Below are 23,515 nucleotides of genomic sequence, written 5' to 3' on the forward strand. Positions count from 1 at the left end.
CCGGTTCGGGCGTGGTCTGTCAGGATCGCCTCATGCCCGACCGCCTCTCCGCACTGGACGCGTCGTTCCTGTCCCAGGAGGACGCCACCACCCCCCGGCATGTCGGCGGGGTCGCGGTGTTCGAACGCGCCGGGCGGTTCGACTACGAGCAGCTGCTCTGCCTGATCGGGCAGCGGCTCGGCTACCTGCCCCGGTACCGGCAGCGCGTGCTGGCCGTGCCGGGCCACCTGGCCCGCCCGGTGTGGGTGGACGACGTCGACTTCGATCTCACCTACCACGTACGCCGGTCGGCGTTGCCGTCACCGGGCAGCGACGAGCAGCTGTTCGACCTGGTGGCGCGGCTGATGGCGCGGCCGATGGACCACGACCGGCCGCTGTGGGAGGCCTATTTCGTCGAGGGGCTCGCCGGGAACCGGGTCGCCCTGATCACCAAGACGCATCAGGCGGTGGTCGACGGTTCCGGCACCGTCGAGCTGGGCCAGCTCATCCTCGACACCGAGCCGCAGCTCTGCGAGCCGTACGAGGACATCTGGACCCCCCGCCGCCTGCCCTCGGCGACCCAGCTGGTGCTCGACGCGCTGGGTGAGACCACCCAACGGCCCGCGGAGCTGGTGGAGAACGCCCGGGCCGCGCTCGGGGACGTCGTGGCGGCCGCCGACCGGCTCACCGGATCGGTGGGCGGGGTGGCGTCGAAGGTCCGGTCACTGCTGCGCCCCACCCCGGCAGGGCCGCTGAACGCGCCCCTGTCCGGTGGCCGCGTGTTCGCGGTGGTCCGCAGCGAGCTGGACGACTTCCGGCGCATCCGTGCCGTGCACGGGGGTACGGTGAACGACATCGTGCTCGCCGCCGTCACCGGCGCGCTGCGGGAATGGCTGGTGTCGCGCGGGGTGGCGGTGACCGGGGCCAGCACGGTGCGGGCCATGGTGCCGATGGCCGTGCTCGAACCGGGGACGGCGCGGTTCTCCACGGCGGGCCTGGTGAACAACGAGATCGAGGCGCATGTGGTCGACCTGCCGGTGGGGGAGCCGAACCCGGTGCTGCGCCTGCAGCACCTGAGCCACGCGATGCGCGCTCACACCGATCCGGGCCGTTCGGTGGCCGCCCGTGCCATGCTGAAGGTCGGCGGGTTCGCCCCGGCGACGATGCATTCGCTCGCGGTCCGCGCGGCCGGGACCGATCCCGGCCGCCTGGTCAACCTGGTGATCACGAACTCGCCGGGGCCGCAGGAGTGGCTGTACGCGGGGCAGGCGAGGATGACCGAGATGTACCCGGTCCTCCCGCTGGCCCGCAACCAGGCGCTGGCCATCGGGGTGACGTCCTATCACGGGAACGTCTACTTCGGACTCAACGGGGATCGCAAGGCGGTCTGGGACGTGGGCAACCTCGCCACCATGGTCGAGGACTCGCTGGAAGAACTGAAGGGTGCGCACAGGTGAGGGTCTATCTGCCGGCGACGATCGGGATGCTGCGCAAGCTCGTGACGGAGGGCAAGCTGCATCCGGTGGGCGGTACGGGGTTCGCGCTCACCCCGGCGCTGCGGGAGTCCTACGTCAGCGGCTCCACGGAGGAACTCGAGTACGCGGCGCTGGCCGACGCCGCGCGAGCCAGCCTGAGGCTGCTCGCCGACGACGAGAAGGAGTTGTCGCGCCGCGTGGTCATCGCGGCGGACGCGGACGAGGTCACCATCCGCCCGGATCTGGACGCGGCGGTGGTGAAGGTGGCCGGGCCGGTGGTGCTCGCCGACGTCGCGGCGGTGCACGTGGACGCATCGGAGGCGGAGGAGGCGGTGCGCTCGGCTGCCGCCGTCATCGACGCGGCCGACCTCGGCGACCCGGACGCCGAATTCGCCCTCGGCGACGCGGAGGACCACGAGCTCGCCTGGTACGCCCCGCAGGAGCTGCCGTTCCTCCTCGAGCTGCTCTAGCGTTGAGGGCAGGCCACAAGCCAGTCCTCAGGGAGGAGCCCTCGATGGATGCCGTCACCCTCGTTCCCACCCCGACGAACGAGCCCGTCCGCAGCTACGCCCCGGGCAGCGCCGAGCGGGAGTCGCTGAGCCGGCGGCTCGCCGAGCTCGAAGGCGAGAAGCACGAGCTGCCGATGACCATCGGCGGGCGGTCGCGGCTCGCCGGCGGCGAGACCTTCGAAGTGGTGCAGCCTCACGACCACGGGCATGTGCTGGGCGTGTCGGCGCAGGCCACCCCGGAAGACGTGGCCGAGGCGGTCGCCGCGGCGCAGCAGGCGGCTCCGGCCTGGCGCGAGCTGCCCTTCGACGAGCGAGCCGCGGTCTTCCTGCGCGCCGCCGACCTGATCGCCGGGCCACGCCGGGACACGCTCAACGCCGCGACCATGCTCGGACAGTCGAAGTCGGTGCAGCAGGCCGAGATCGACGCGGCCTGCGAGCTGATCGACTTCCTGCGGTTCAACGTGCACTACGCGCGCCGGATACTGGCCGAGCAACCGAACTCGGCGCCGGGCGGCTGGAACCGGATGGACTACCGGCCGTTGGACGGGTTCGTCGTCGCGATCACGCCGTTCAACTTCACCGCGATCGCTGGGAACCTGCCCACCGCGCCCGCGCTGATGGGCAACACCGTGCTGTGGAAGCCGACGCCGACGCAGCAGCTGGCCGCGCACTACACGATGCGGGTGCTGGAGGAGGCGGGCCTGCCGCCCGGCGTGATCAACCTGGTGACCGGGGACGGGCAGGCGGTCAGCGAGGTCGCGCTCGCCGACCCCGGTTTCGCCGGCCTGCACTTCACCGGCTCGACCAGGACGTTCAAACTGCTCTGGCGGCGGATCGCGGAGAACCTGGACCGCTACCGCGGCTACCCGCGGATCGTCGGCGAGACCGGCGGGAAGGACTTCGTGGTGGCGCACCCGTCGGCGCGGCGGGACAAGCTGGTCACCGCGCTGGTGCGGGGCGCCTTCGAGTACCAGGGGCAGAAGTGCTCGGCCGCGTCGCGGGCCTATCTGCCGCGTTCACTCTGGGAGAGCGGGCTTCGGGAGGAGCTCGCCGACGTCACGCGCACGGTCGCCTACGGCGACATCACCGACTTCTCGCTGTTCGGCGGCGCGGTGATCGATGCCCGCGCGTTCGCAAGGCACCGGGCCCTGCTGGCCGGTGTGGACGGTGATAATGAGCTGAGTGTCCTGGTGGGCGGGCACTGCGACGACTCGGTCGGGTATTTCGTCGAACCGACCGTGCTGCTGTCGGACAACCCGCGGCACGAAATCCTCGCCACCGAGTACTTCGGCCCGATCCTCGCCGTGCACGTCTACGAGGACGGCGAGTACGAGCGGATCCTCGAACTCGTCGACGGCACGTCGCCGTATGCCCTCACCGGCGCGGTGTTCGCGGACGACCGCGCGGCGGTGCAGCAGGCGCACCGGGCGCTGCGGTTCGCCGCCGGGAACTTCTACGTCAACGACAAACCCACCGGGTCGATCGTGAGCCAGCAGCCCTTCGGCGGTTCGCGGGCCTCCGGGACGAACGACAAGGCGGGCTCGATGTTCAACCTGCTGCGATGGGCCAGCCCGCGGTCGGTCAAGGAGACCTTCGACGCCCCTACCGACTTCCGCTACCCGCACATGGGCTGAGCGAGGGTGCCGTGAGGGCCCCTCACGGTCCTAGCCCGTGTTTCCCAAGCGGCGGAGCCGCTTGCGGTGGGCCGTCAACCGGCACCGCCGCGGGTTCTGACGTGGTTCCTCAAACCACAAAGCAGGCTCTAGCGGGGTGGGTGCAGGTCGCCGACCTGGTCCGCGGGTGGGGCCTGGATGTCGACCGGGGTTCCCCAGTCGGTGTACTTCACGGTGAAGCCGACGTGGTCGCCGCCGGTCTGACCGAGCGCCTGCATCATCACGGTCTGGTCCTCGGTGAGCTGGACCGGCAGCAGATCGCTGTTGAGCCAGATCTCCGTCGGGACCCTTACGTTCCCGCCCCTGAGCTTGTCCAGCGACGCCGGAGCGACCTCGCCCTGCATGAGCTGGATCATCTTGGACAGGTCCAGCGTGATCCAGTAGTGCGTGACCGGCTGACCGTCGAGCACCGTCTGCTCGCTCCGGTCGATGGTGCCGGCCTGGCGCATCCTGTCGAGCGTCTCACCCGGGTCGGTGGCCCGGGACTGGCGCGCCGCGACAGCCCTGCCGACGTCGCTGTCGGCCGGGGCCTTGCCCCAGGGTTTGCCGCTGGTCGTCGAGGCTCGGACGCTCTCGGGTACCTGGACGTAGAGCGACCCGTCGGTGATGATCATGGTTTCCACCGCGGGCGGCGTTCCGACGACCAACCGCAGGGCCTTCTCCCCGTCCCAGCGGGCGACGCCCTGCGCCGATATCCGTTCGCTGCCCACGGTCAGGTCGTAGCCGACCTTCGCGGTCTTGGCCTGGCCGGTCTTCGCGGAAGCGGCGCGCGCGAGGTCCTGGGCGTTGCCGAACAGCGCCGGGGCGCCGTCGCCGGAGCCGCCCGTGGTCCTGGCGCCGCAAGCGGCCAGCGCGACGGCGAGCGCGAGGCCGCAGGCGGCAAGGACGGGCTTCTTCATCGTTCCCCCAGGCGGAACTCGGAGTTCGGAAAAGGGCGCACAGACGGGAACGAGCGGGGTCCGGCCGTGCCGGACCCCGCTCGTGGGAGTCAGTTCCCCATGGTGCCGACCTGGTCGGCGGGCGGGGCCTGGACGTCGACCGGGGCTCCCCAGTCGGTGTACTTCATGGTCACCTTGACCTGGTCGGTCCCGGCCGGGGCGCCCGCGGCCTTCATCATGTCGCCGAGGTCCTCGGTGATCTGGACCGGCAGCATGTCGCTGTTGAGCCAGATCTCCATCGGGAAGGTGACGTTCTTGCCCGCGATCTTGTCCAGCACGGTCTTGTCGACTTCGGAACCCATGACCTGCACGGCCTTGTTCAGGTCCACGGTGATCACGTAGTGCGTGGCCGGCTGGCCGTCCAGCACGGTCTGCTCGCTCTTGGTGATGGTGCCCGCCTGCTGCACCTTCTCCAGCATCTTGCTCGGGTCGTTCTGGTCGGCCTTGCCCGCGCCGAGCTGCTTGCCCATCATGCTGTCCGCCGAGGTCTTCACCCACGGCTTGCTGCTGCCCGTCTTGGCGCTGAGCTCCTTGGGCAGCTTGATGTAGACCGTGTTGTCGACGATGCGCATCTCTTCGGTCATCTCGCCGATGTTCATGGTCATCTGCACCGCCGGCTTGGCGGGGTCGAAGTCGCCGGAGCCCTGCGCCTTCATCGACTGCGCGCCCATCGACATGTCCATGCTGAACTTCGCGGTCTTGGCCTGGCCGGTCTTCGACGAGGCGGCGTGGGCGAGGTCCTGCGCGTTGCTGAACAGCGCGGACATCCCGCCGGTCGCATTCGTGCCCGCCGCCGTGTTACCGGTACCGTTGCCCGCCTTGGCGCCGCACGCGGTCAGGGCGACGGTGAGCGCGAGACCACCGACGGTGAGCGCAAGCTTCTTCACTTGTGTTTCCCCTGTCAAAAGTCACGTTTCTGTGAGGCGATCATGTTTGCATGCCGGTCCTGGATGCCAGCAGGCGCCGTAGCGAAGCGAGACGGCGCGCCTGCGGCACCTGGTCGAGCATGCAGTCCGGGTCTTCCGGGGCGCCGAGATGACCGCAACCCGGCGGGCATTCTTCGGCCACTTCGGCGAATTCCGGGAAGGCGGAGACGATGTCGTCGGCCGTGATGTGCGCCAGCCCGAACGAGCGCACGCCGGGGGTGTCGATCACCCAGCCGCCGCCGGGCAGCGGCAGGGCCACTGCGGCGACCGAGGTGTGCCGTCCCTTGCCCACCGCGCTGACCTCCCCGGTGGCCAGCTCCGCGTCCGGCACGAGCCGGTTGACCAGGGTCGACTTGCCCACGCCGGAATGGCCGACGAGCGCCGAGACCCGGCCGTTGACGGTGTCCGAAAGCGGCAGCGAGTCCTCGTCGTGGCGGGTGACCACGGCGGGCACGTCGAGGTCGGCGTAGCGCTCCAGCAGCTCGCCGGGATCGGCGAGGTCGGCCTTGGTCAGGCACAGCACGGGACGCAGTCCGCCCGCGTAGCAGGCGACCAGGCAGCGGTCGATGAAACCGGTGCGCGGCGGGGGATCGGCCAGCGCGCTGACGATGAGCAACTGCTCGGCGTTGGCGACCACGATGCGTTCGAAGGGATCGGTGTCGTCGGCGGTCCGGCGCAGCACACTGCGGCGCTCCTCCACCCGCACGATGCGGGCGAGCGTGTCCGGCCTGCCGCTGACGTCGCCGACCACACCGACCTGGTCGCCCACCACCACCGGAGTGCGGCCGAGTTCGCGGGCGCGCATCGCGGTCACCAGCCTGCCGGGGTCACCGCCGACCGCGCAGGTCCAGCGTCCGCGATCGACGGCGATGACCATCGCGCCCACCGCGTCGGCATGTTCGGGGCGGCGCTTGCTGCGGGGCCGGGAGCCACGTCCCGGGCGGACCCGCACGTCACTTTCGTCGAGCTTGCGCCAATCCCTGCCGGACAAACCGTTCTCCCTCCCGGTGCGGGTGTCGGTCACGATGATCCCTGATCTGTGTCACGATGGTTGTTCGAGCACCTGCGAAAAGGAGTTGGGCGACATGTGCGGCCGTTATGCCGCGACGAAGAACCCGGCCGAGCTGGTCCGGGAGTTCGACGCGGCGGACGAAACCGGCGGGCAGACTCGCGGTGCCGACTACAACGTGGCGCCGACCAAGAACGCGATCACCGTGGTGCAGCGGCATCCCCGCGACGCGGAGGGACACGTGCTGACCGAGGAGCCGTCGGTGCGCACCCTGCGGGTCATGCGCTGGGGCCTGGTCCCGTTCTGGGCGAAGGATCCCTCGGTGGGCAACCGGATGATCAACACCAGGGCCGAGACGGCGAGCGAGAAACCCGCCTTCAAACGGGCGCTCGCACAGCGGCGCTGCCTGGTTCCGGCCGACGGCTGGTACGAGTGGCGCAGGACCGATGGCAAGAGGGAACCCTTCTACCTGACCGGTGAGGATCTCGCCTTCGCCGGGATCTGGGAGAGCTGGCGGGATCCGAAGGACCGCGACGCTCCGCCGCTGGTCACGTTCTCCATCATCACCACCGACGCGGTCGGCAGGCTGACCGAGATCCACGAGCGGATGCCGCTGGCGATGCCGCGACGGCGCTGGGCGGACTGGCTGGATCCGGACCGCACCGAGGCGGGCGAGCTCCTCGCCCCCGCGGAGGACCTCGTCGACTCGCTCGAACTGCGGCCCGTCTCCGACCGCGTGAACAACGTGCGCAACAACGGCCCCGAGCTCGTCGCCCGGGTCGAGCCCGCGGCGGCCGACCTCGACGAGCCCCTGTTCGAACTGCCGAAGTGACATGACCACCATCGAGATCCCCACGCCGTACGGCCCCGCCCGGGCCGAGTTGCACTGCGCGCAGGACGGACTCGCGGTGCTGCTCCTCGGCCACGGTGCCGGCGGCGGGATCGAGGCGAAGGACCTGGTCACCGTGGCCAGGGCCGCCAAGGCCGCCGGGGTGCACGTGGCACTGGTCGAGCAGCCCTACCGGGTGGCCGGGCGCCGGGCCCCCGCGCCGGCAAAGCAGCTGGACACTGCCTGGCTGGCCGTGGCGGAAGAGTTGGCAGACCGTTTCGACGACCTGCCGCAGGTCTTCGGCGGCCGGTCGTCCGGGGCGCGCGTGGCCTGCCGCACCGCCGCCGAGGGACAGGCCGTGGCCGTGCTGTGCCTGGCCTTCCCCGAGCATCCGCCCGGCAAGCCGGAGAAGTCGCGACAGGCGGAGCTGGACGCCGTGCCGGTACCGGCGCTGGTGGTGCAGGGGGAGAGCGACCCGTTCGGCCGTCCGGAGGCCGGGCCGCATCACGAGCTCGTCGTCATCCCCGGCACGCACGCCCTCGACAAGGATCCGGACGCCCTGTTCCGCGCCGTGTCCGAATGGCTTTCCCGCGTGCTGCGCCCGCTGGTGTGAAACCGGCGTTTCAGCCCGCGATGGGGGCGACGACGGCCGAGGTGAGCCGGATCAGCTCGGCCGGGGCGAGCTCCACCTCCAGCCCGCGGCGGCCCGCCGAGCAGTACACGGTGTCGAAACCGGTGGCGGAGGAGTCGATGACCAGGGGAAGGCGGCTGCGCTGGCCGAGCGGGGAGATCCCGCCGAGGACGTAGCCGGTGGCCCGCTGCGCGGCGGCGGCGTCGGCCATCTTCGCCCGCTTCCCGCCCGCCGCGGCGGCGAGCGCCTTGAGGTCCAGCTGCCCGGTCACCGGAACCACCCCCACGGTGAGCTTGCCGTCCACCTCCGCCACCAGGGTCTTGAACACGCGCGCCGGGTCCACCCCGAGCGCTTCCGCCGCCTCCAGGCCGTACGACTCGTGCTTCGGGTCGTGCTCGTAGGCGTGCAGCTTGTGAACGATCTTGTGCTTGGCGAGCGCGGCGGTCGCCGGTGTTCCCTTTCCAGCCACGACCGAACTCTATGCCGCTGATCTCCGCGTGCCGGGGAATGCCCCCGCGGGCATTGTCGTTGTGCACGGCGTGATGACCGAACTCGCCCGCCCTCGCGGCCGGATGCCGGTGCTCACCCCTCCGGGGCAAGCCGCCGTGCCCAGCCAGGTGAAAGCCGTCCGCGTATCCTCGAAGCAGTCAACTGCGTACCGCGATGTGGATGGGAAAGGGAACGGTTTGCCGAGCACGCCGAAGGACGCGATACCCGGGGTCGAGGAGCAGGAGAACGAACGCGCGGAGCGCTTCGAACGGGACGCGATGCCTCTGCTTGACCAGCTGTACTCGGCGGCCATGCGGATGACCAGGAACCCGGCCGACGCCGAGGACCTGGTGCAGGAAACCTACCTCAAGGCCTACGGCGCGTTCGCCTCCTTCAAGGAGGGCACCAACCTCAAGGCCTGGATGTACCGCATCCTCACCAACACCTACATCAACGGGTACCGCAAGCGCCAGCGCCAGCCGGTGCAGCAGCCGACCGAGGAGATCACCGACTGGCAGATCGCACAGGCGGAGAGCCACACCTCGTCCGGCCTGCGTTCGGCCGAGGTCGAGGCCATGGACCGGCTTCCGGACAGCGACGTGAAGGCCGCGCTGCAGCAACTGCCCGAGGAATTCCGGCTCGCGGTGTACCTTGCCGACGTCGAAGGTTTCGCGTACAAGGAAATCGCCGAAATCATGGACACGCCGATCGGCACCGTGATGTCCCGGCTGCACCGTGGCCGTGCTCAGCTGCGCAATCTGCTGGCCGATGTCGCACGCGAGCGCGGCTTCATCCGTGGCGCTCGACAGGAGGTGGCGCGATGAACGCGAGCTCCGAGCACGGCAAGGACAAGCTCCACTGCGACGAGGCGCTGGCCGAGATCTTCCTGCTGCTGGACCGCGAATGCAGTCCCGAGCGGGACGCCGAGTTGCGGCGGCACATCGAGGACTGTCCGCCCTGCCTGGAGGAATACGGCATCGACGAGGCGATCAAGCAGCTGCTGGCCCGCAAGTGCGGCGGTGATCTCGCCCCGGCCGAGCTGAAGCGGAGGCTGCGGGCCTCGATCCGCCGGACCGTGCAGATGCACGGCGGGCTGACCGTCGAGCGCACCGAGGTGAGCATCGAGAAGAGTGAGTGACCGGGGCCCCCGGTCGAGACGTGAGAAGGCCCCGGTGCGGAGTGCACCGGGGCCTTCTCGTTGCCCAGAACTCAGGCGTTGGGCTTCTTGCCGTGGTTCGCACCGTTCTTCTTGCGGTCGCGACGCTTACGGGCACGCTTGGACATGTCCACTCCTCGGTCTAGCTTGCTCGACCAGTGTGGCAGGCGGTGCCCGGGCGCTGCCTACCCGGTCCGGCTCTGCTTGGATGACGAGGATGCCCAGCGCGAACACAGTGGAGTGAACCTTGTCCACGCTTTCCGACCTGCTGGCGGAGAACACCGCCCTCTCCGGTGAGGCCGCCGACCACCTGCAGGCTGTGGTCGCCGAGTGGCAGCTGCTCGCCGATCTTTCCTTCGCCGACTTCCTGCTGTGGGTTCCGGTCTCGCCGGAGCACAGCGAGCAGGGGGGCGACTTCGTCTGTGTCGCCCAGGCCCGGCCCACCACCGCGCCCACCGCGCACCCGGAGGACGTGGTCGGCACGCGGTTCACCGTCGACGAGCACCCGCAGCTGGCCAGGGCCATCCGGGAGGTGCGGATCTGCCGCGAGGAGGATCCGCACTGGTACCGGGACCTGCCGATGCGGCGGGAGGCCGTGCCGGTCACCTTCGAAGGCAAGGTCATCGCCGTGCTCAGCCGCGAGACGAACCTCGCCGCGCCCCGGGTGCCGAGCCCGCTGGAGGTGGCCTACCTCGGCAGCGCGGGCGATCTGTGCCAGATGATTGCGGACGGGACGTTCCCGAGCCCGGATTCGCAGAGCGACGTGCACACCAGCCCCCGGGTGGGCGACGGGCTGATCCGGCTGGACGCCTCCGGCAACGTGGTCTTCGCCAGTCCCAACGGGCTGTCCGCCTACCACCGGATGGGGCACGAGTCGGATCTCGTGGGCACCCGGCTCGCCCCGCTGACCCGGTCGCTGATCCGGGACCCGTTCGACGCCACCGAGGTCGCCCACCGCATCCTCGACGCGCTCGACGGCAAGCCGGGCAGCCGCACCGAGGCCGACTCGCGTCGTGGCGCCGTCGTGCTGTTCCGGGCGCTGCCGCTGCGGCCCCACGGCCAGCCGGCCGGGGCGCTGGTGCTGGTGCGGGACGTGACCGAGGTCAAGCGGCGTGACCGGGCACTGCTGTCCAAGGACGCCACGATCCGCGAAATCCACCACCGGGTGAAGAACAACCTGCAGACGGTGGCGGCGCTGCTGCGCCTGCAGTCGCGGAGGACGGCGAGCCCGGAGGCGCGCCAGGCGCTGACGGAATCGGTGCGCCGGGTCTCCTCGATCGCGATGGTGCACGAGGCGCTGTCGGTGTCGGTGGACGAACGGGTCGACCTGGACCAGTTGCTGGACAACGTGCTGCCGATGGTGGGCGAGGTGGCCACGGCCGAGTCGCGGGTGAGCATCACGCGCACCGGTTCGTTCGGGATCGTGGTGGCGGAGATCGCGACACCGCTGGTGATGGTGCTCGCGGAACTGGTGCAGAACGCGGTGGAGCACGCCTTCCCCGATGGCCGCCCCGGCAGGATCGAGATCTCGGTGTCCCGCTCGGCGCGCTGGCTGGACGTGCTGATCCGCGACAACGGCCGTGGTCTGCCCTCTGGGTTCTCCCTGGAGCGGGCGGACGGACTGGGCCTGCAGATCGTCCGCACGCTCATCGAGTCGGAACTGCGCGGCTCACTGTCCCTGCGCCGCCTGCGCGACGGCGAGCGGGGAACCGAGGCCGCCCTGCGCATCCCCTTGAGCCGCCGGTTGTGATGTGCGTGGCGGTGCCGGGCGTGCGCCGGTAGCGGGGGACGTTTGCTGCGAATCAATCGCAGCAAACGTCCCCCGCTGCGCTCTCTCCTGAGCAGACGCGTGAGGGCCGGTACCCAGCGAAAGGGGGAACCGGCCCTCAGGGCGTCTTGCGGCGGACTGAACAGTCCCGCGCGGCCGGTGGGAGGCCCCGGTGCAGGGCCGCGCCAAGCCGCGCCGTATCGTTGCGTTCAGGCGTTGCTGCGGGTGCCGATGTGAGCGCGGCGGCGCTTGAGGGCGCGACGCTCGTCCTCGCTCATACCGCCCCACACGCCGGCGTCCTGACCGCTGGCCAGAGCCCAGGCCAGGCAGTCGGAGGCCACCGTGCAGCGGTGGCATACGGCTTTCGCCGCGGCGATCTGCGACAGAGCGGGACCGCTGTTCCCTACCGGGAAGAACAGCTCGGGGTCCTCGTCTCGGCAGGCCGCGTCGTGGCGCCAGTCCATTTCGTGAGCTCCTTCTGGGGGCGCAAGTTTTTGCGCCACAGGTCGTCATGGCGGTCGTTTTTTGGGGTGCTTGTGAATGCTTTCACGAAGCACCGGGTTCGACAAGGGTTTTTTACACATCGGTGAGTGAGCTCACCTACTCGGGCGACCCGCCTGACCTGCGGTTTCTCGCCGAAACGACCTTCCGTCGCGGAGGACGATGCGGTGAGCGGGGCCTTGGCGTCGATGAGCGGCAACTCGCACTTTGCCCGGTACGATCACCCAGGGAGACCGTGAGGACGCGGCCCGCTCATACCAAAACGGTCAAGGCTCCCGGCACGCTCACGAACTCGACACGGGTTCGCAGGCCTACCAGATCTCCGTCTACCTGGAAGTTTACCGGCTGTTCGGCCGAGACGCTGAGCGTCGGAAGGTCGTCGTGGCGGACCAGTGGGCGGCTGCGATGAACGGCATCGGCGCGCAACGCCTGGCGCCCGTGCCGGAACACCGTGGGCAGGCCCAGCTTCCGCAGGGCGAACAGACCCAGTCCGGTATCGAACGAGGTCCCCGTGTTGAGGCGCACCGGACGGTGGCCGAGGTAGCTCCAGGGGTCGGTGTTGGACACGAACGCGGTCCGCACGGACACCGGCTCCTCGCCGGGCAGGTGGACGGTGAGCGGGATCTTGCCCAGCGGCGGCCGGAAGTAACAGGTGACGGCCGCCCGCAGGTACAGCAGTGCGTTCGTCTGCTTCCCGCGGCGGTCGGCCACCGCGGCCACGACGTCGGCGTCCCAGCCGAGCCCGGCGTTGAAGGTGAACCAGCGGTCGTCGGCGCGGCCGAGCCCCACCCGGCGGCTGCGGTCGCCCTCGATGGCGCCGAGCAGCTGATGGGTGGCTTCGACCGGGTCACGGGCGATCCCGAGCGCGCGCGCGAACACGTTCGCCGACCCGCCCGGCACCACACCGAGTGCCGGTGCGTTGCCCGGCCCGCCGGTGAGCAGGCCGTTCACCACCTCGTTGACCGTGCCGTCGCCACCGTGGGCGACGACCAGGTCGATCCCCTCCCGGGCCGCGCTCCGCGCCAGTGCGTGCGCATGGCCGCGGTAGTCGGTCTCGACGACCTCGAGCTTCACCTGGCTCGCCAGGGCGTGCGCCAGCACATCGCGGCCGCCCGGAGTGGTCGAGGTGGCCTGCGGGTTGACGACGAGAAGCGCGCGCACTACCGCAGGGTAGGTCACCGGAGGGCCGAGGGAGGGGCCGCGGAGTTGCAAGTCACGAGTAACCGTTGCGAGTGCCGGTGGGACCTCCCATCACTCGATCGGGCCGCTCGTCGTGACAAGTGCACCCGGGCCGACCGCCCGCTCGCCGACGACCCCCCGATCTTGACCCTCTTGGCCAGGGTTCGAAAACGGCCGACCGGGTGGCATACCATCGAAACTGTTCACGCAAGGTCACAGACCCAGGTGAGAGGCTCGTTTCCCGTGTGGCTCGCAGACAAGATCGTTCCGGCGCCGCGTGAGGTCCGGCTCGCCGGGCTCTTCACGGCGCTGCCCGGTGTCGCCCTCCTGGTCCTCGGTGTGCTGCTGCTCGTCGCACCGGGCACCTCGGACGCGCCCAGCAACAACCTGCTGGCGGAGGCGGCGTTCTACGCCCTGCTCGCGGTCGCCGTGCTGGGCTGCGCGGCCGGGCTCGGCTTCGGCCACACCTGGGCGCGCTCGCCCGGGGTGGTGTTCGCGCTGATCACCGCGGGTGTCGGCTGGTACCTCACCGGGCCGTCGGGCCGGCCGGTCTTCGGGGTGCCGGTGATCCTGCTCGGTCTGCTGATCCTGGTGCTGCTGTTCCGCCAGCCCGCACGGGCCTGGTCGCTGGGCCAGCGGGAGGGCGAGAGCGAAGAGGAAGCCGCCCGCCGCGGCGGGATGGCAGGCCGCGCCGCCCAGCACGAGAAGGATCTATAGGCAACCCGTCACCCGTCGCTGTTCGCGAGTTTTTCCAGTGCGGTGTCGGTGAGCCGGTAGACGGTCCACTCGTCCATCGGAACGGCGCCGAGCGCCTGGTAGAAGCCGGTGGCGGGGTTCCAGTCCAGCACCGACCATTCGAGCCGGGCGTAGCCGCGGTCCACGCATTCGCGGGCCAGCGTCGCCAGCAGGGCCTTGCCCAGCCCGGAACCCCGTAGCTCCGGCCGGACGTAGAGGTCCTCCAGGTAGATGCCGTGCACCCCGCGCCAGGTCGAGAAGTTCAAGAACCACAGCGCGAAGCCCACGATCTCGCCGTCCTGCTCGGCGACGTGGGCGAACACCGCGGGCGAGGCGCCGAACAGCGCGGCGCGCAGTTTGTCGGCGGTCAGCCGGCACTCCGCGGGCGCCTTCTCGTAATGGGCGAGGTCGTGCACGAGCCGCACGAGGGTCTCGACGTCGGATTCGCGGGCTCGGCGGATGCGGCTGTCGGGCACGGGGGCACCTGCGTTTCTACGAGGGGGGAGAACTCAGGCCGGGGGGAGGTTGAGGTGCTGGATCTTGGGCACGCCGCGCTCGTCGCCGAGCACCGCCAGTCCGGCGGGGTCGAGTCCGAAGTGCACGCCGCCGGCCGCGGGAAGCCCGAGCCAGCGGGCGATCAGCACCCGGCCGAAATGCCCGTGGCCGACGAGGATCACGTCGCTGTCCGCCAGCGCTTCGCGGGCCCGCAGCAGCACCTTGTCGGCGCGCGCCGTGACCTGCTCGGCGCTTTCGCCGCCCGGGATGGGATGGGACCACACGGTCCAGTCGGGGGCGTTCTCGCGGATCTGGGGGGTGGTGAGCCCCTCGTAGTCGCCGTAGTCCCACTCGGCCAGGTCTTCGGTGGTTTCGTCGACGACCAGTCCGGCCAGTTCGGCGGTGCGGACGGCACGGTGGCGGGGGCTGGACAGCACCAGCGCGGGCCCCTTGCGCAGCCCGCCCAGGGTCAGGCCTGCCGCTCTCGCCTGGTTCTCCCCGGCGGCGGTGAGCGGGATGTCGGTGCGGCCGGTGTGCCGCCCGTTCGCGGACCACTCGGTCTGGCCGTGACGAAGCAGGAAGAGTTCGTGGTCCACCGGGTGAATATAGCCCGCCCCCGGCGGCGACCACCGGGACGAAGCCGGACTGTGGGGACACCCACCGTCACCCCATCGGGCTAATTAACGGCGTTTACAAGGATCGGATAACGCGAATATCGTTCGCATCATGTCTCGACACCTGTCTCGTAGGCGCTTCCTCGGCGCGGCCGCCTTCAGCTCGGCCGCGGCTGTCGGTCTCACCACCGTCTCCCTGCCCGGTACCGCCGCCGCGGCCCAGCAGGAAAGCGAGTTCTCGCCCGCGGTGGTGATCGGTACCGGATACGGCGCCGCGGTCACCGCGCTGCGCCTCGGCGCGGCCGGCATCCCGACGGTCATGCTGGAAATGGGTCAGCTGTGGAACACGCCGGCCGCCGACGGCAAGATCTTCCCGAGCATGCTCAGCCCCGACAAGCGCGCGATGTGGTTCAAGAAGCGCACCGAGGCGCCACTGGCGTCGTTCCTGTGGCTGGACCTGGCGAACCGGAACATCGACCCGTACGCCGGTGTGCTCGACCGCGTGCACTTCGGCGACATGTCGGTCTACGTCGGCCGCGGGGTCGGGGGCGGCTCGCTGGTCAACGGCGCGATGGCGGTGGTTCCGAAGCGGTCCTACTTCGAGCAGATCCTGCCCGCGGTCGACGCCGACGAGATGTACGGCACCTACTTCCCGCGCGCCAACGCGGGACTGGGCGTCAACCACATCGACCCCGACTGGTTCGAAAGCTGCGACAGCTACCAGTTCGCGCGCGTCTCCCGCAAGCACGCGCACAACGCCGGCCTGGCCACGACCTTCGTGCCGAGCGTCTACGACTTCGACTACATGCGCCGGGAAGAGGCCAACGAGGTGCCGCGCTCGGCGCTGGCGTCGGAGGTCATCTACGGCAACAACCACGGGAAACGCTCCCTGGACAAGAGCTACCTCGCGGCGGCGCTCGGCACCGGCAACGTGACCATCCGCACCCTGCACGAGGTCCGCGACATCATCCGCCAGCAGGACGGCACCTGGGTGCTCACCGTCCGGCAGAGCGACCCCGACGGCAACGTGCTCGCGGTCAAGCAGCTCGGCGCGAAGTACCTGTTCCTCGGCGCGGGCAGCCTCGGCTCCACCGAACTGCTGGTCCGGGCGCGCGACACCGGCAAGCTGCCGGAGCTGTCCGACGAGGTCGGCCAGGGCTGGGGCACCAACGGCAACGTGATGCTCGGCCGCGCCAACCACCTGTGGGACACCACGGGGGCACTGGAGTCGGGCATGCCCGCACTGGGCATCGACGCCTGGAACGACCCGCAGAACCCGGTGTTCGCGGAGATCGCGCCGGTGCCCGCGGGGATCGAGACCTGGGCGAGCCTCTACCTGGCGATCACCCGCAACCCCGAACGGGGGTACTTCACCTATGACGCGGCCAGCGACTCGGCTCGGCTGCAGTGGGAGATCTCGCAGGGACAACCCTCGATCGACGCGGCGAAGAACCTGTTCGACAAGATCAACGCGGCGAACGGGACGATCTACCGCTACGACCTGTTCGGCGACACCAGGGCGTTCGAGAACCGGTTCACCTACCACCCGCTGGGCGGCCTCGTGCTGGGCAGGGCCACCGACCTCTACGGCCGGGTCAAGGGCTACCGGAACCTCTACGTGACCGACGGTTCCCTCATCCCGGGCAGTACCGGGGTGAACCCGTTCGTCACGATCACCGCGCTCGCGGAACGCAACATCGAGCGGATCCTCGCCGAAGACCTGCGCTGACAGGCCGCGGCAGAGCCCCCGTTCGAGTGCGCGAGCAGGTACGCATTTCTCCGTATGGACAGGGCGTACCGGCTCGCCTTTGCTGGGGCCTGTTCATCCAGGCACGACACGCCCCAGGCGAAGGGAGGGCGAGATGACCGCGACGCGGGAAACCAGGACCGTGGCACCGGACCGGCTGGAGGAGCTGGTCGGCCGGGTCGTCACCGACGTGGGGGCGGCGATGATCGTGCCGCTGGCGCTGGTCGGCGACCGGTTGGGGCTGTTCACCGCGCTGGCCGACGGCGAGCCGGTCACCGCGGGGCAACTGGCCCGGCGGACCGGGCTGGTCGAGCGGTACCTGCGTGAATGGCTGCTGGCGATGGCCACGGCGGGCTACGTCACCTACGAGGGCGGCGGTACCGGACCGGACGGAAAGCGTTCGGCCCGGTACCGCCTCTCGCCCGAACAGGCGGAGGCGTTCACCAACCCGGACAGCCCCGGCTATGTGGCGGGCGCCTTCCAGAACCTCACGGCCGCCACCCGCGTGATCGACCGGCTGACCGAGGCGTTCCGCAGTGGCGAGGGCATCGCGTGGCACGAGCAGCACGAAGACGTGTTCGCGGGCACTGAACGCTTCTTCCGCCCCGGCTACCTGGCCAACCTGACCAGCTCGTGGATCCCCGCGCTGGGCGGGACCGGGGAGCGGCTCGTCCGCGGCGCCCGGGTCGCCGACGTCGGCTGCGGATTCGGTGCCTCGACGATCATCATGGCGAAGGCCTACCCGAACTCCTCCTTCGTCGGGGTCGACTACCACGCTCCCTCGATCGAAGTGGCGCGGCAACGGGCGGCGGCCGCCGGGGTGACCGGCACCGTCGAGTTCCGTGTCGCCGGGGCGGCCGATCTCGACGGCAGCTACGACTTCATCACCTTCTTCGACTGCCTGCACGACATGCCGGACCCGCTGGGCGCGCTGCGGGCCGCCCGTGCCGCGCTCGCCCCCGGCGGCCGGGTCATGCTGGTCGAGCCGATGAGCTGGGATTCCGTCGAGGAGAGCATCAACCCGCTCGGCCGCGTCCTGGTGGGCGCTTCGATGTTCATCTGCCTGCCCAGTGGGCTGTCCGGGACGCCTGCCGCCGCCCTGGGCAACCAGGCGGGACCGACCCGCACTCTCGAACTGGCCCGGGAGGCCGGTTTCGCGGACGCGAGGATCGCCGCGTCCACCGACTTCAATCTGGTGTACGAACTGGCTCCGTGAGCCGCTCGGGGGACGGCGGCCGCGCCAGCATCCGGCCGGCCGCCGCGACCCGGTTGGTGACTCGCAGCTTGTGGTAGATGTGCTCGAGGTGCTTGGCGACCGTGCGCGGGCTGACCTGAAGCGCCCGTGCGATGCCCGCGTTGGTCCGGCCCAGCGCGACCAGTTCGATCACCTGCCGTTCCCGCCCGGTGAGCTCGTGGAGCGGTCCCGCGAGGACGAGGCTCGCGTGTTCGCGCCGCCGCGCCCGGCGCAGCGCGGCGGCCATCGGCTCGCGCAGCAGGGTGAGCAGATCCCGCTCGACGTCCGTGAAGTCGCCGCCTGCCCGGTTGAACGCGACGACCGAGAGCACCCCCTCCGGTGGGGCGATCGTCACGGCCAGTTGCCGTTCGACCCCGATGGCGCGGAAGAACTCCCGGTACAGGGCGAGCCGGTGGAACTCGGCGGTGCTCACGAAATCGCTGATCCGCAGGGCGCGTGGATCACCGGTCCGGCGGAAGTGGGTGATCAGCGGATGCTCGTGGAGCAGGCTCGCGAACACCTCGCACCGCGCCTCGTCCAGGGCGCGCGGCGGGAAGTCCCGATAGCGCACGTCGGTCCGGTCGAGACCGATCGTGCTCCAGACGACGGTGTCGCCGGGGATCAGCCGGTGCAGTGCGGGCAGCACCACGGGGAACTCGCCGGGCGTGGTGAGCTCACCGAGCACGTCCACGACGGACACGGCCCGTGCCACCGTGCTCAACGGCAGGTACATCGGCGCCTCCGGGGCGGCCGGAGCGTGCGGGGTACTGCGTTCGACGCTCCTCCTCGGCCCGGGCAGCGTCAAGTTGGAGGCCGGTTTCAGGCCGGTACGGAGCCGGAGGCGCGCAGCGCCTCGTAGTGGGCCACGCAGTCTTCGTAGCGGGGGAGGAGCCCGGCCGCTTCGGCCTCGGCCAGCGTGGGCGCCCCGGTGTCCTTTTCGGACAGCGTGAAGGGCAGGTCCGCGGGCCAGGGCAGGTTCAGAGCGGGATCGAGCGGGGTGATGCCGTGTTCCCCGGAAGGGTTGTACCCGGTCGAGCACAGGTAGGCCATCGCGGTGTCGTCCTCCAGCGCGACGAAGCCGTGCCCGAGTCCTTCGGCGAGGTAGACGGCGCGGAAGTCGACGGCGTCGAGGTGCACCGCGTCCCAGCGGCCGAAGGTCGGCGAACCCCGGCGGAGATCGACGATCACGTCCAGCAGCGCCCCTCGCGGGCAGTACACGTATTTCGCCTGCCCGGGTGGGGTGTCGGCGAAGTGGATGCCCCGGATCGTGCCGCGCCGCGACACGCTGTGGTTGGTCTGCCCCAGGCGCAGGGGGTGACCAATCGTCCGGGTGAGCACGGCCTCCTGGAACGGGGCTACGAACAGGCCGCGGTGATCGGGGAACTTCTGCGGGGTGAATTCGTAGGCATCCCGGACCGCCAGCTCGCGCACCTGCATGCCGGTAAGGGTAACCGCGGCGGGCCGCGTCACTTCCCAAGCCGGACGGACGTCTTGGGAAGGCGGCCTTGACCAGCAGTTTCTGTGATGTCAACCGCACCTGGGCGTCAGACCCCCGACCCGGCCTGCCACACTGGGGGGACCGCCGCGTCCGCGCCGTCGCCTCACCAAGGGCTGGGACGGCCGATCAGGACGCCTGGCCGGTAGGCGGCGCCACCGCGCCGGGCTGCCGAGCAGCAGGAGCCAGTGTTTGTGTTACTGGGGATTCGGGGACGCCGCGGTGTCCCCGCTCGCAGTCCCGGGAGAGGGATTCGACAATGACCTACGCTCAGACCTCCGATTCGACGACAGGGAACGGGATGCAGGACAACGACGCGTCGCCGGTGACCGACGACGAGATCTTCCATGGCCACGAGGGCGGCAAGTTGTCCGTCGCGGCCGTCCGGCCGATCTCACAGCCGCGCGATCTGTCGGTGGCCTACACGCCCGGCGTGGCCAAGGTCAGCCGGGCGATCGCGGAGGACGCCGCGCTGGCGAAGCGCTACACCTGGGCGGACCGGCTGGTGGTCGTGGTGAGCGACGGGACCGCCGTGCTGGGGCTCGGTGACATCGGCGCGAGCGCCTCGCTGCCGGTGATGGAGGGCAAGTCTGTCCTGTTCAAGACCTTCGGCGGGCTCGACTCGATCCCGCTGGTGCTCGACACCACCGACGTGGACGAGATCGTGGAGACGCTGGTGCGGCTCCGTCCGTCCTACGGCGCGGTGAACCTCGAGGACATTTCCGCGCCGCGCTGCTTCGAGCTGGAGGACAAGCTCAAGGCGGCGCTGGACTGCCCGGTCATGCACGACGACCAGCACGGCACGGCGATCGTCACACTGGCCGCGCTGCGCGGGGCGAACCTGGTCCTCGGCCGCGACATCACCAAGCAGCGCGTGGTGGTCTCCGGTGCCGGTGCCGCCGGTGTGGCCTGCGCCCGGATCCTGCAGGAGGCGGGCGTGGCCGACGTCACCATGCTGGACTCGCGGGGCATCATCCACTCCGGCCGGGAGAACCTGAACCCGGTCAAGGAGAAGCTGGCCGAGACGACGAACTCGGCGGGCCTGCGGGGCGGGCTGGCCGAGGCGCTGGAGGGCGCCGACGTGTTCCTCGGGCTGTCCGGCTCGACCTTCGACGAGTCGCTGCTGGCCGCCATGGCCGAGGACCCGATCGTGTTCGCGCTGTCCAACCCCGATCCGGAGGTGCGGCCGGAGATCGCCGCCAAGTACGCCGCGATCGTGGCCACCGGGCGCAGCGACTACCCGAACCAGATCAACAACGTGCTGGCCTTCCCTGGCGTGTTCCGCGGTGCGCTGGACGCCGGGGCCCGTGCGATCACCGAGAACATGAAGCTCGCGGCGGCGGACGCGATCGTCGCCGTCGCCCAGGACGATCTGGGCCCCGACCGCATCGTGCCTAGCCCGCTCGACCCGCGGGTGGCCCCCGAGGTGGCCGCCGCGGTGGCGAAGGCCGCCATCGCCGACGGTGTGACGGCCTGATCCCGCGAGCCCCCCAGACTGCCGCTGGGGGGCCGCAAGGGGCTCCGGTGAGCCCACCGGAGTGCCTGCCGGCGCTATGGTGATCACGGGAGAACGGGCGCGGGAGGCGGCGTGGGGATCGAGTTCCGGGGCGTGACCAAGCGGTACCCGGACGGGACGGTCGCGGTCGACGACCTGAACCTGACCGTCGAAGACGGCAGCATCACGGTGCTGGTGGGTCCGTCCGGCTGCGGGAAGACGACCTCGCTGCGCATGATCAACCGGATGGTCGAGCCGACCTCCGGGCAGGTGCTGCTGGACGGCAGGGACGTCCGGGAATCCGATCCGCCGGCGCTGCGGCGCGGCATCGGGTACGTGATCCAGCAGGCCGGGCTGTTCCCGCACCGCACGGTCCTGGACAACGTGGCGACCGTGCCGCTGCTGTCCGGCTGGGGCCGGCGCAAGGCCCGGGCCCGAGCCGCCGAACTGCTGGAGCTCGTCGGCTTGCCCGCCGAACTGGGCAAGCGCTATCCGGCGCGGTTGTCGGGCGGGCAACAGCAGCGGGTGGGGGTGGCCAGGGCGCTGGCCGCGGATTCCCCCGTCCTGCTCATGGACGAGCCGTTCTCCGCGGTGGACCCGGTGGTGCGGGAGGGGTTGCAGGACGAGCTCCTGCGCCTGCAGTCGCAGCTCGGCAAGACCATCGTGTTCGTCACCCACGACATCGACGAGGCGGTGCGCCTCGGGGACCGGGTGGCCGTGCTGCGGGTGGGCGGACGGCTGGCCCAGTACGGCAGCCCCGCCGAGGTCCTGCGGCAGCCGGTGGACGATTTCGTCGCCTCCTTCGTCGGCAGGGACCGCGGTTATCGCGGCTTGTCCTTTGTGGATTCTTCTGGTGTCGCGGTGGAAGCCGTTGCCACAGCGAGGACCGGGGAGCCGCTTTCCGGCCCGGTGGTGGACTGGCTGCTCGCGGTGAACGCGGAGGGGCGGCCGCGCGGCTGGGTTCGGCCGGGATCCACTGTGGATGGTCTGCTCACCGAAGCCGATCTCGCCGCCGGTGGTTCGCTCTACCGGCAGGGCGGACCGCTCCGGGGGGCGCTCGACGCCGCCCTGTCCTCGCCCGCCGGACTCGGCGTCACCGTGGATGACCACGGCCGGGTGGTGGGTGTGGTGACTGCCCGTCAGATTCTCGACGTCCTGGAGAAGCGGGCGGAACTGGAGCAAGGTGGATTTGCTCCAGAGGTTCCGTAGTAAAGATCCCTTGCTCCCGAAGTCTCCTACTTTCGGTGGGAGCTGATCGAGTGATTTCGCCTGTTTAGAGGTGGTTCATACCGGTTTTCCCCTTGGAAAACAAGGTCTTCCTTCGGGGGAATGCCCGGTTTTACCGTCAGTGATGCATTCGCTACATGAATGCTTTTCACCCCTTGCGGTCCGGCGGTCCACGCCGGGCCGACCCTGCCAAGGAGGACGGAAACCGTGCGCAAACCCTCTCCCCACCGGCTCAAGACACTCGCCACGTTCGGCCTCGCCGCCGCCGTGGCCACCATCGCGGCCGTCGCCACGAGTGCTCCCGCCATGGCGAAGGAAGGATCGATCGTCGGAGCCGGTGGCGCCGACGCGATCAAGGACAGCTACATCGTGGTGCTGAAGGACACCGCCACCCCGGTCCAGACCCTCGCCGGACGCCTCGGTGGTCAGGTCCACCGGCAGTTCACCTCGGCCCTGCACGGCTACTCGGCCACGATGAGCGAAAGCCAGGCGAAGCGGATCGCCGCCGACCCGGCGGTCGCCTACGTCGAGCAGAACCGCACGTTCCACACCACCGCCACGCAGACGAACCCGCCCTCCTGGGGGCTGGACCGCATCGACCAGCGCTCGCTGCCGCTGGACAGCAGCTACACGTACTCGACCACCGCGTCGAACGTGCACGCCTACATCATCGACACCGGTATCAACCTCACCCACAGCGACTTCGGCGGGCGCGCCAAATCGGGCTACGACTTCGTCGACAACGACAGCGACGCCACCGACTGCAACGGCCACGGCACCCACGTCGCGGGCACCGTCGGCGGCAGCGCCTACGGCGTGGCCAAGGGCGTGCAGCTGACCGCGGTCCGCGTGCTCGACTGCTCGGGATCGGGCACCTACGCCGGGGTCATCGCCGGGATCGACTGGGTCACCCAGAACGCGATCAAACCGGCCGTGGCGAACATGAGCCTCGGTGGCGGCGCGTCCAGTTCGGTGGACAACGCGGTGAAGAACTCGATCGCCTCGGGCGTGACCTACGCCGTCGCCGCGGGCAACGACAGCACCAGCGCCTGCAACTCCTCGCCCGCTCGCACCGCGGAGGCGATCACGGTCGGGGCGACGACGAGCAGCGACGCGCGCGCCAGCTACTCCAACTACGGCAGCTGCCTGGACATCTTCGCCCCCGGCAGCAGCATCAAGTCCGACTGGATCGGCAGCACGACCGCGACGAACACGATCAGCGGCACGTCGATGGCCACCCCGCACGTCACCGGCGCGGCGGCGCTCTACCTGGCGACGCACACCTCCGCGTCCCCCGCGACCGTCCGCAACGCCCTGGTCGCCGCCGGCACCACCGGCAAGGTGACCAGTGCGGGCAGCGGCTCGCCGAACGTCCTGCTCTACACGGTGTTCTAAGAACTGGTTCGGGCCG

The 23,515-nt window shown here is 70.3% G+C and carries 24 protein-coding genes and 1 pseudogene; 14 read left to right on the forward strand and 11 right to left on the reverse strand.

Features of this window, described 5'->3' with window-relative positions; all coding sequences use genetic code 11:
• Positions 1-32: 32 nt before the first annotated feature.
• Genes ORV05_RS02890 through pruA form a run of 3 tightly spaced genes read left to right on the forward strand, consistent with a single transcriptional unit; the run spans position 33 to position 3,597 of the window.
• Complete coding sequence (locus ORV05_RS02890) at positions 33-1,436, forward strand: WS/DGAT/MGAT family O-acyltransferase (protein ID WP_268756901.1); 1,404 nt, start codon at positions 33-35, stop codon at positions 1,434-1,436.
• On the forward strand, positions 1,433-1,924 hold the full coding sequence (locus tag ORV05_RS02895) for a DUF6912 family protein (protein WP_268756902.1): 492 nt from the start codon (positions 1,433-1,435) through the stop codon (positions 1,922-1,924). Before ORV05_RS02890 ends, ORV05_RS02895 begins: the two co-directional genes overlap by 4 nt.
• A 44-nt stretch (positions 1,925-1,968) precedes the next feature.
• Positions 1,969-3,597, forward strand: coding sequence for an L-glutamate gamma-semialdehyde dehydrogenase (pruA, locus tag ORV05_RS02900; RefSeq protein ID WP_268756903.1), 1,629 nt, complete (start codon positions 1,969-1,971; stop codon positions 3,595-3,597).
• Positions 3,598-3,725: 128 nt separating this feature from the next.
• Here pruA and ORV05_RS02905 read toward each other — a convergent pair whose 3' ends face one another.
• The 3 genes from ORV05_RS02905 to rsgA form a co-directional block, all read right to left on the reverse strand.
• Positions 3,726-4,535: a hypothetical protein gene (locus ORV05_RS02905; RefSeq protein ID WP_268756904.1), complete on the reverse strand. Its 810-nt coding sequence runs from the start codon at positions 4,533-4,535 to the stop codon at positions 3,726-3,728.
• Between the two features lie 89 nt (positions 4,536-4,624).
• The gene (locus ORV05_RS02910) at positions 4,625-5,461 is read right to left on the reverse strand and encodes a LolA-like protein (RefSeq protein WP_268756905.1); all 837 of its coding nucleotides are present in this window, start codon (positions 5,459-5,461) and stop codon (positions 4,625-4,627) included.
• A gap of 40 nt (positions 5,462-5,501) precedes the next feature.
• Positions 5,502-6,491: a ribosome small subunit-dependent GTPase A gene (rsgA, locus tag ORV05_RS02915; protein ID WP_268756906.1), complete on the reverse strand. Its 990-nt coding sequence runs from the start codon at positions 6,489-6,491 to the stop codon at positions 5,502-5,504.
• A 94-nt stretch (positions 6,492-6,585) separates the two neighbouring features.
• Between rsgA and ORV05_RS02920 the strand changes: the two genes are divergently transcribed.
• Positions 6,586-7,341, forward strand: coding sequence for an SOS response-associated peptidase (locus tag ORV05_RS02920; protein ID WP_268756907.1), 756 nt, complete (start codon positions 6,586-6,588; stop codon positions 7,339-7,341).
• Between the two features lies 1 nt (position 7,342).
• Positions 7,343-7,951: an alpha/beta hydrolase family protein gene (locus tag ORV05_RS02925; protein WP_268756908.1), complete on the forward strand. Its 609-nt coding sequence runs from the start codon at positions 7,343-7,345 to the stop codon at positions 7,949-7,951.
• Between the two features lie 10 nt (positions 7,952-7,961).
• Here the strand turns inward: ORV05_RS02925 and ybaK are convergent, their stop codons facing one another.
• Positions 7,962-8,438 (reverse strand): Cys-tRNA(Pro) deacylase, encoded by a 477-nt coding sequence (ybaK, locus tag ORV05_RS02930; protein WP_268756909.1) that lies wholly within the window; start codon positions 8,436-8,438, stop codon positions 7,962-7,964.
• A 73-nt stretch (positions 8,439-8,511) separates the two neighbouring features.
• Here ybaK and ORV05_RS02935 point away from each other — a divergent pair, with 73 nt between their 5' ends.
• Complete coding sequence (locus ORV05_RS02935) at positions 8,512-9,282, forward strand: sigma-70 family RNA polymerase sigma factor (protein ID WP_407652768.1); 771 nt, start codon at positions 8,512-8,514, stop codon at positions 9,280-9,282.
• Positions 9,279-9,596 (forward strand): mycothiol system anti-sigma-R factor, encoded by a 318-nt coding sequence (gene rsrA, locus ORV05_RS02940; protein WP_268756910.1) that lies wholly within the window; start codon positions 9,279-9,281, stop codon positions 9,594-9,596. Before ORV05_RS02935 ends, rsrA begins: the two co-directional genes overlap by 4 nt.
• Positions 9,597-9,667: 71 nt before the next feature.
• Here the strand turns inward: rsrA and ORV05_RS36415 are convergent, their stop codons facing one another.
• Complete coding sequence (locus ORV05_RS36415) at positions 9,668-9,742, reverse strand: 50S ribosomal protein bL37 (RefSeq protein WP_098515123.1); 75 nt, start codon at positions 9,740-9,742, stop codon at positions 9,668-9,670.
• Between the two features lie 119 nt (positions 9,743-9,861).
• On the opposite strand from ORV05_RS36415, the gene ORV05_RS02945 reads away from it, so the two are divergent.
• Complete coding sequence (locus tag ORV05_RS02945) at positions 9,862-11,364, forward strand: sensor histidine kinase (RefSeq protein ID WP_268756911.1); 1,503 nt, start codon at positions 9,862-9,864, stop codon at positions 11,362-11,364.
• Positions 11,365-11,591: 227 nt separating this feature from the next.
• Here the strand turns inward: ORV05_RS02945 and ORV05_RS02950 are convergent, their stop codons facing one another.
• Positions 11,592-11,846, reverse strand: a complete 255-nt coding sequence (locus tag ORV05_RS02950) for a WhiB family transcriptional regulator (RefSeq protein WP_144593246.1) — start codon at positions 11,844-11,846, stop codon at positions 11,592-11,594.
• Between the two features lie 289 nt (positions 11,847-12,135).
• Positions 12,136-13,044 (reverse strand): diacylglycerol/lipid kinase family protein, encoded by a 909-nt coding sequence (locus ORV05_RS02955; protein ID WP_268756912.1) that lies wholly within the window; start codon positions 13,042-13,044, stop codon positions 12,136-12,138.
• Positions 13,045-13,305: 261 nt separating this feature from the next.
• Between ORV05_RS02955 and ORV05_RS02960 the strand changes: the two genes are divergently transcribed.
• On the forward strand, positions 13,306-13,779 hold the full coding sequence (locus ORV05_RS02960; RefSeq protein WP_268756913.1) for a hypothetical protein: 474 nt from the start codon (positions 13,306-13,308) through the stop codon (positions 13,777-13,779).
• A gap of 8 nt (positions 13,780-13,787) precedes the next feature.
• Here ORV05_RS02960 and ORV05_RS02965 read toward each other — a convergent pair whose 3' ends face one another.
• Positions 13,788-14,273, reverse strand: coding sequence for a GNAT family N-acetyltransferase (locus ORV05_RS02965; RefSeq protein ID WP_268756914.1), 486 nt, complete (start codon positions 14,271-14,273; stop codon positions 13,788-13,790).
• 33 nt (positions 14,274-14,306) lie between these two features.
• Positions 14,307-14,888, reverse strand: coding sequence for an acid phosphatase (locus tag ORV05_RS02970; protein ID WP_268756915.1), 582 nt, complete (start codon positions 14,886-14,888; stop codon positions 14,307-14,309).
• Positions 14,889-15,018: 130 nt separating this feature from the next.
• Here ORV05_RS02970 and ORV05_RS02975 point away from each other — a divergent pair, with 130 nt between their 5' ends.
• Both ORV05_RS02975 and ORV05_RS02980 read left to right on the forward strand, forming a co-directional pair.
• Positions 15,019-16,635 (forward strand): GMC oxidoreductase, encoded by a 1,617-nt coding sequence (locus tag ORV05_RS02975; RefSeq protein WP_268756916.1) that lies wholly within the window; start codon positions 15,019-15,021, stop codon positions 16,633-16,635.
• Between the two features lie 133 nt (positions 16,636-16,768).
• Positions 16,769-17,869, forward strand: a complete 1,101-nt coding sequence (locus ORV05_RS02980) for a class I SAM-dependent methyltransferase (RefSeq protein ID WP_268756917.1) — start codon at positions 16,769-16,771, stop codon at positions 17,867-17,869.
• Here the strand turns inward: ORV05_RS02980 and ORV05_RS02985 are convergent.
• Together ORV05_RS02985 and ORV05_RS02990 are read right to left on the reverse strand one after the other, a co-directional pair.
• Entirely contained in the window at positions 17,841-18,620 is a 780-nt protein-coding gene (locus ORV05_RS02985) for a helix-turn-helix transcriptional regulator (RefSeq protein WP_268756918.1), read from the reverse strand. The two genes, ORV05_RS02980 and ORV05_RS02985, sit on opposite strands and share 29 nt — an antisense overlap.
• A gap of 86 nt (positions 18,621-18,706) precedes the next feature.
• A complete protein-coding gene (locus tag ORV05_RS02990) occupies positions 18,707-19,324 on the reverse strand; it encodes a dTDP-4-dehydrorhamnose 3,5-epimerase family protein (RefSeq protein ID WP_268756919.1) in 618 nt (205 codons plus the stop codon).
• A 359-nt stretch (positions 19,325-19,683) separates the two neighbouring features.
• Between ORV05_RS02990 and ORV05_RS02995 the strand changes: the two genes are divergently transcribed.
• The 3 genes and pseudogenes from ORV05_RS02995 to ORV05_RS03005 form a co-directional block, all read left to right on the forward strand.
• Positions 19,684-20,859, forward strand: a complete 1,176-nt coding sequence (locus ORV05_RS02995) for an NAD(P)-dependent malic enzyme (RefSeq protein WP_268759670.1) — start codon at positions 19,684-19,686, stop codon at positions 20,857-20,859.
• Positions 20,860-20,970: 111 nt separating this feature from the next.
• Positions 20,971-22,086 (forward strand): ABC transporter ATP-binding protein, encoded by a 1,116-nt coding sequence (locus ORV05_RS03000; RefSeq protein ID WP_268756920.1) that lies wholly within the window; start codon positions 20,971-20,973, stop codon positions 22,084-22,086.
• A gap of 225 nt (positions 22,087-22,311) precedes the next feature.
• Positions 22,312-23,490, forward strand: a pseudogene (locus ORV05_RS03005) (S8 family peptidase); the annotation flags it as partial.
• Positions 23,491-23,515 lie beyond the last annotated feature (25 nt).

Source organism: Amycolatopsis cynarae (assembly GCF_026802195.1).
Classification (GTDB): Bacteria; Actinomycetota; Actinomycetes; order Mycobacteriales; family Pseudonocardiaceae; genus Amycolatopsis_E; species Amycolatopsis_E rhizosphaerae.

Bases quoted from the DNA above. Each gene is read 5' to 3' on its own strand.
- ORV05_RS02890 (WP_268756901.1), top strand. From the start codon at position 33: ATGCCCGACCGCCTCTCCGCACTGGACGCGTCGTTCCTGTCCCAGGAG.
- pruA (WP_268756903.1), top strand. From the start codon at position 1,969: ATGGATGCCGTCACCCTCGTTCCCACCCCGACGAACGAGCCCGTCCGC.
- ORV05_RS02905 (WP_268756904.1), bottom strand. From the start codon at position 4,535: ATGAAGAAGCCCGTCCTTGCCGCCTGCGGCCTCGCGCTCGCCGTCGCG.
- ORV05_RS02920 (WP_268756907.1), top strand. From the start codon at position 6,586: ATGTGCGGCCGTTATGCCGCGACGAAGAACCCGGCCGAGCTGGTCCGG.
- ORV05_RS02925 (WP_268756908.1), top strand. From the start codon at position 7,343: ATGACCACCATCGAGATCCCCACGCCGTACGGCCCCGCCCGGGCCGAG.
- ORV05_RS02935 (WP_407652768.1), top strand. From the start codon at position 8,512: ATGACCGAACTCGCCCGCCCTCGCGGCCGGATGCCGGTGCTCACCCCT.
- rsrA (WP_268756910.1), top strand. From the start codon at position 9,279: ATGAACGCGAGCTCCGAGCACGGCAAGGACAAGCTCCACTGCGACGAG.
- ORV05_RS02950 (WP_144593246.1), bottom strand. From the start codon at position 11,846: ATGGACTGGCGCCACGACGCGGCCTGCCGAGACGAGGACCCCGAGCTG.
- ORV05_RS02975 (WP_268756916.1), top strand. From the start codon at position 15,019: ATGTCTCGACACCTGTCTCGTAGGCGCTTCCTCGGCGCGGCCGCCTTC.
- ORV05_RS02980 (WP_268756917.1), top strand. From the start codon at position 16,769: ATGACCGCGACGCGGGAAACCAGGACCGTGGCACCGGACCGGCTGGAG.
- ORV05_RS02985 (WP_268756918.1), bottom strand. From the start codon at position 18,620: ATGTACCTGCCGTTGAGCACGGTGGCACGGGCCGTGTCCGTCGTGGAC.
- ORV05_RS02990 (WP_268756919.1), bottom strand. From the start codon at position 19,324: ATGCAGGTGCGCGAGCTGGCGGTCCGGGATGCCTACGAATTCACCCCG.
- ORV05_RS02995 (WP_268759670.1), top strand. From the start codon at position 19,684: ATGCAGGACAACGACGCGTCGCCGGTGACCGACGACGAGATCTTCCAT.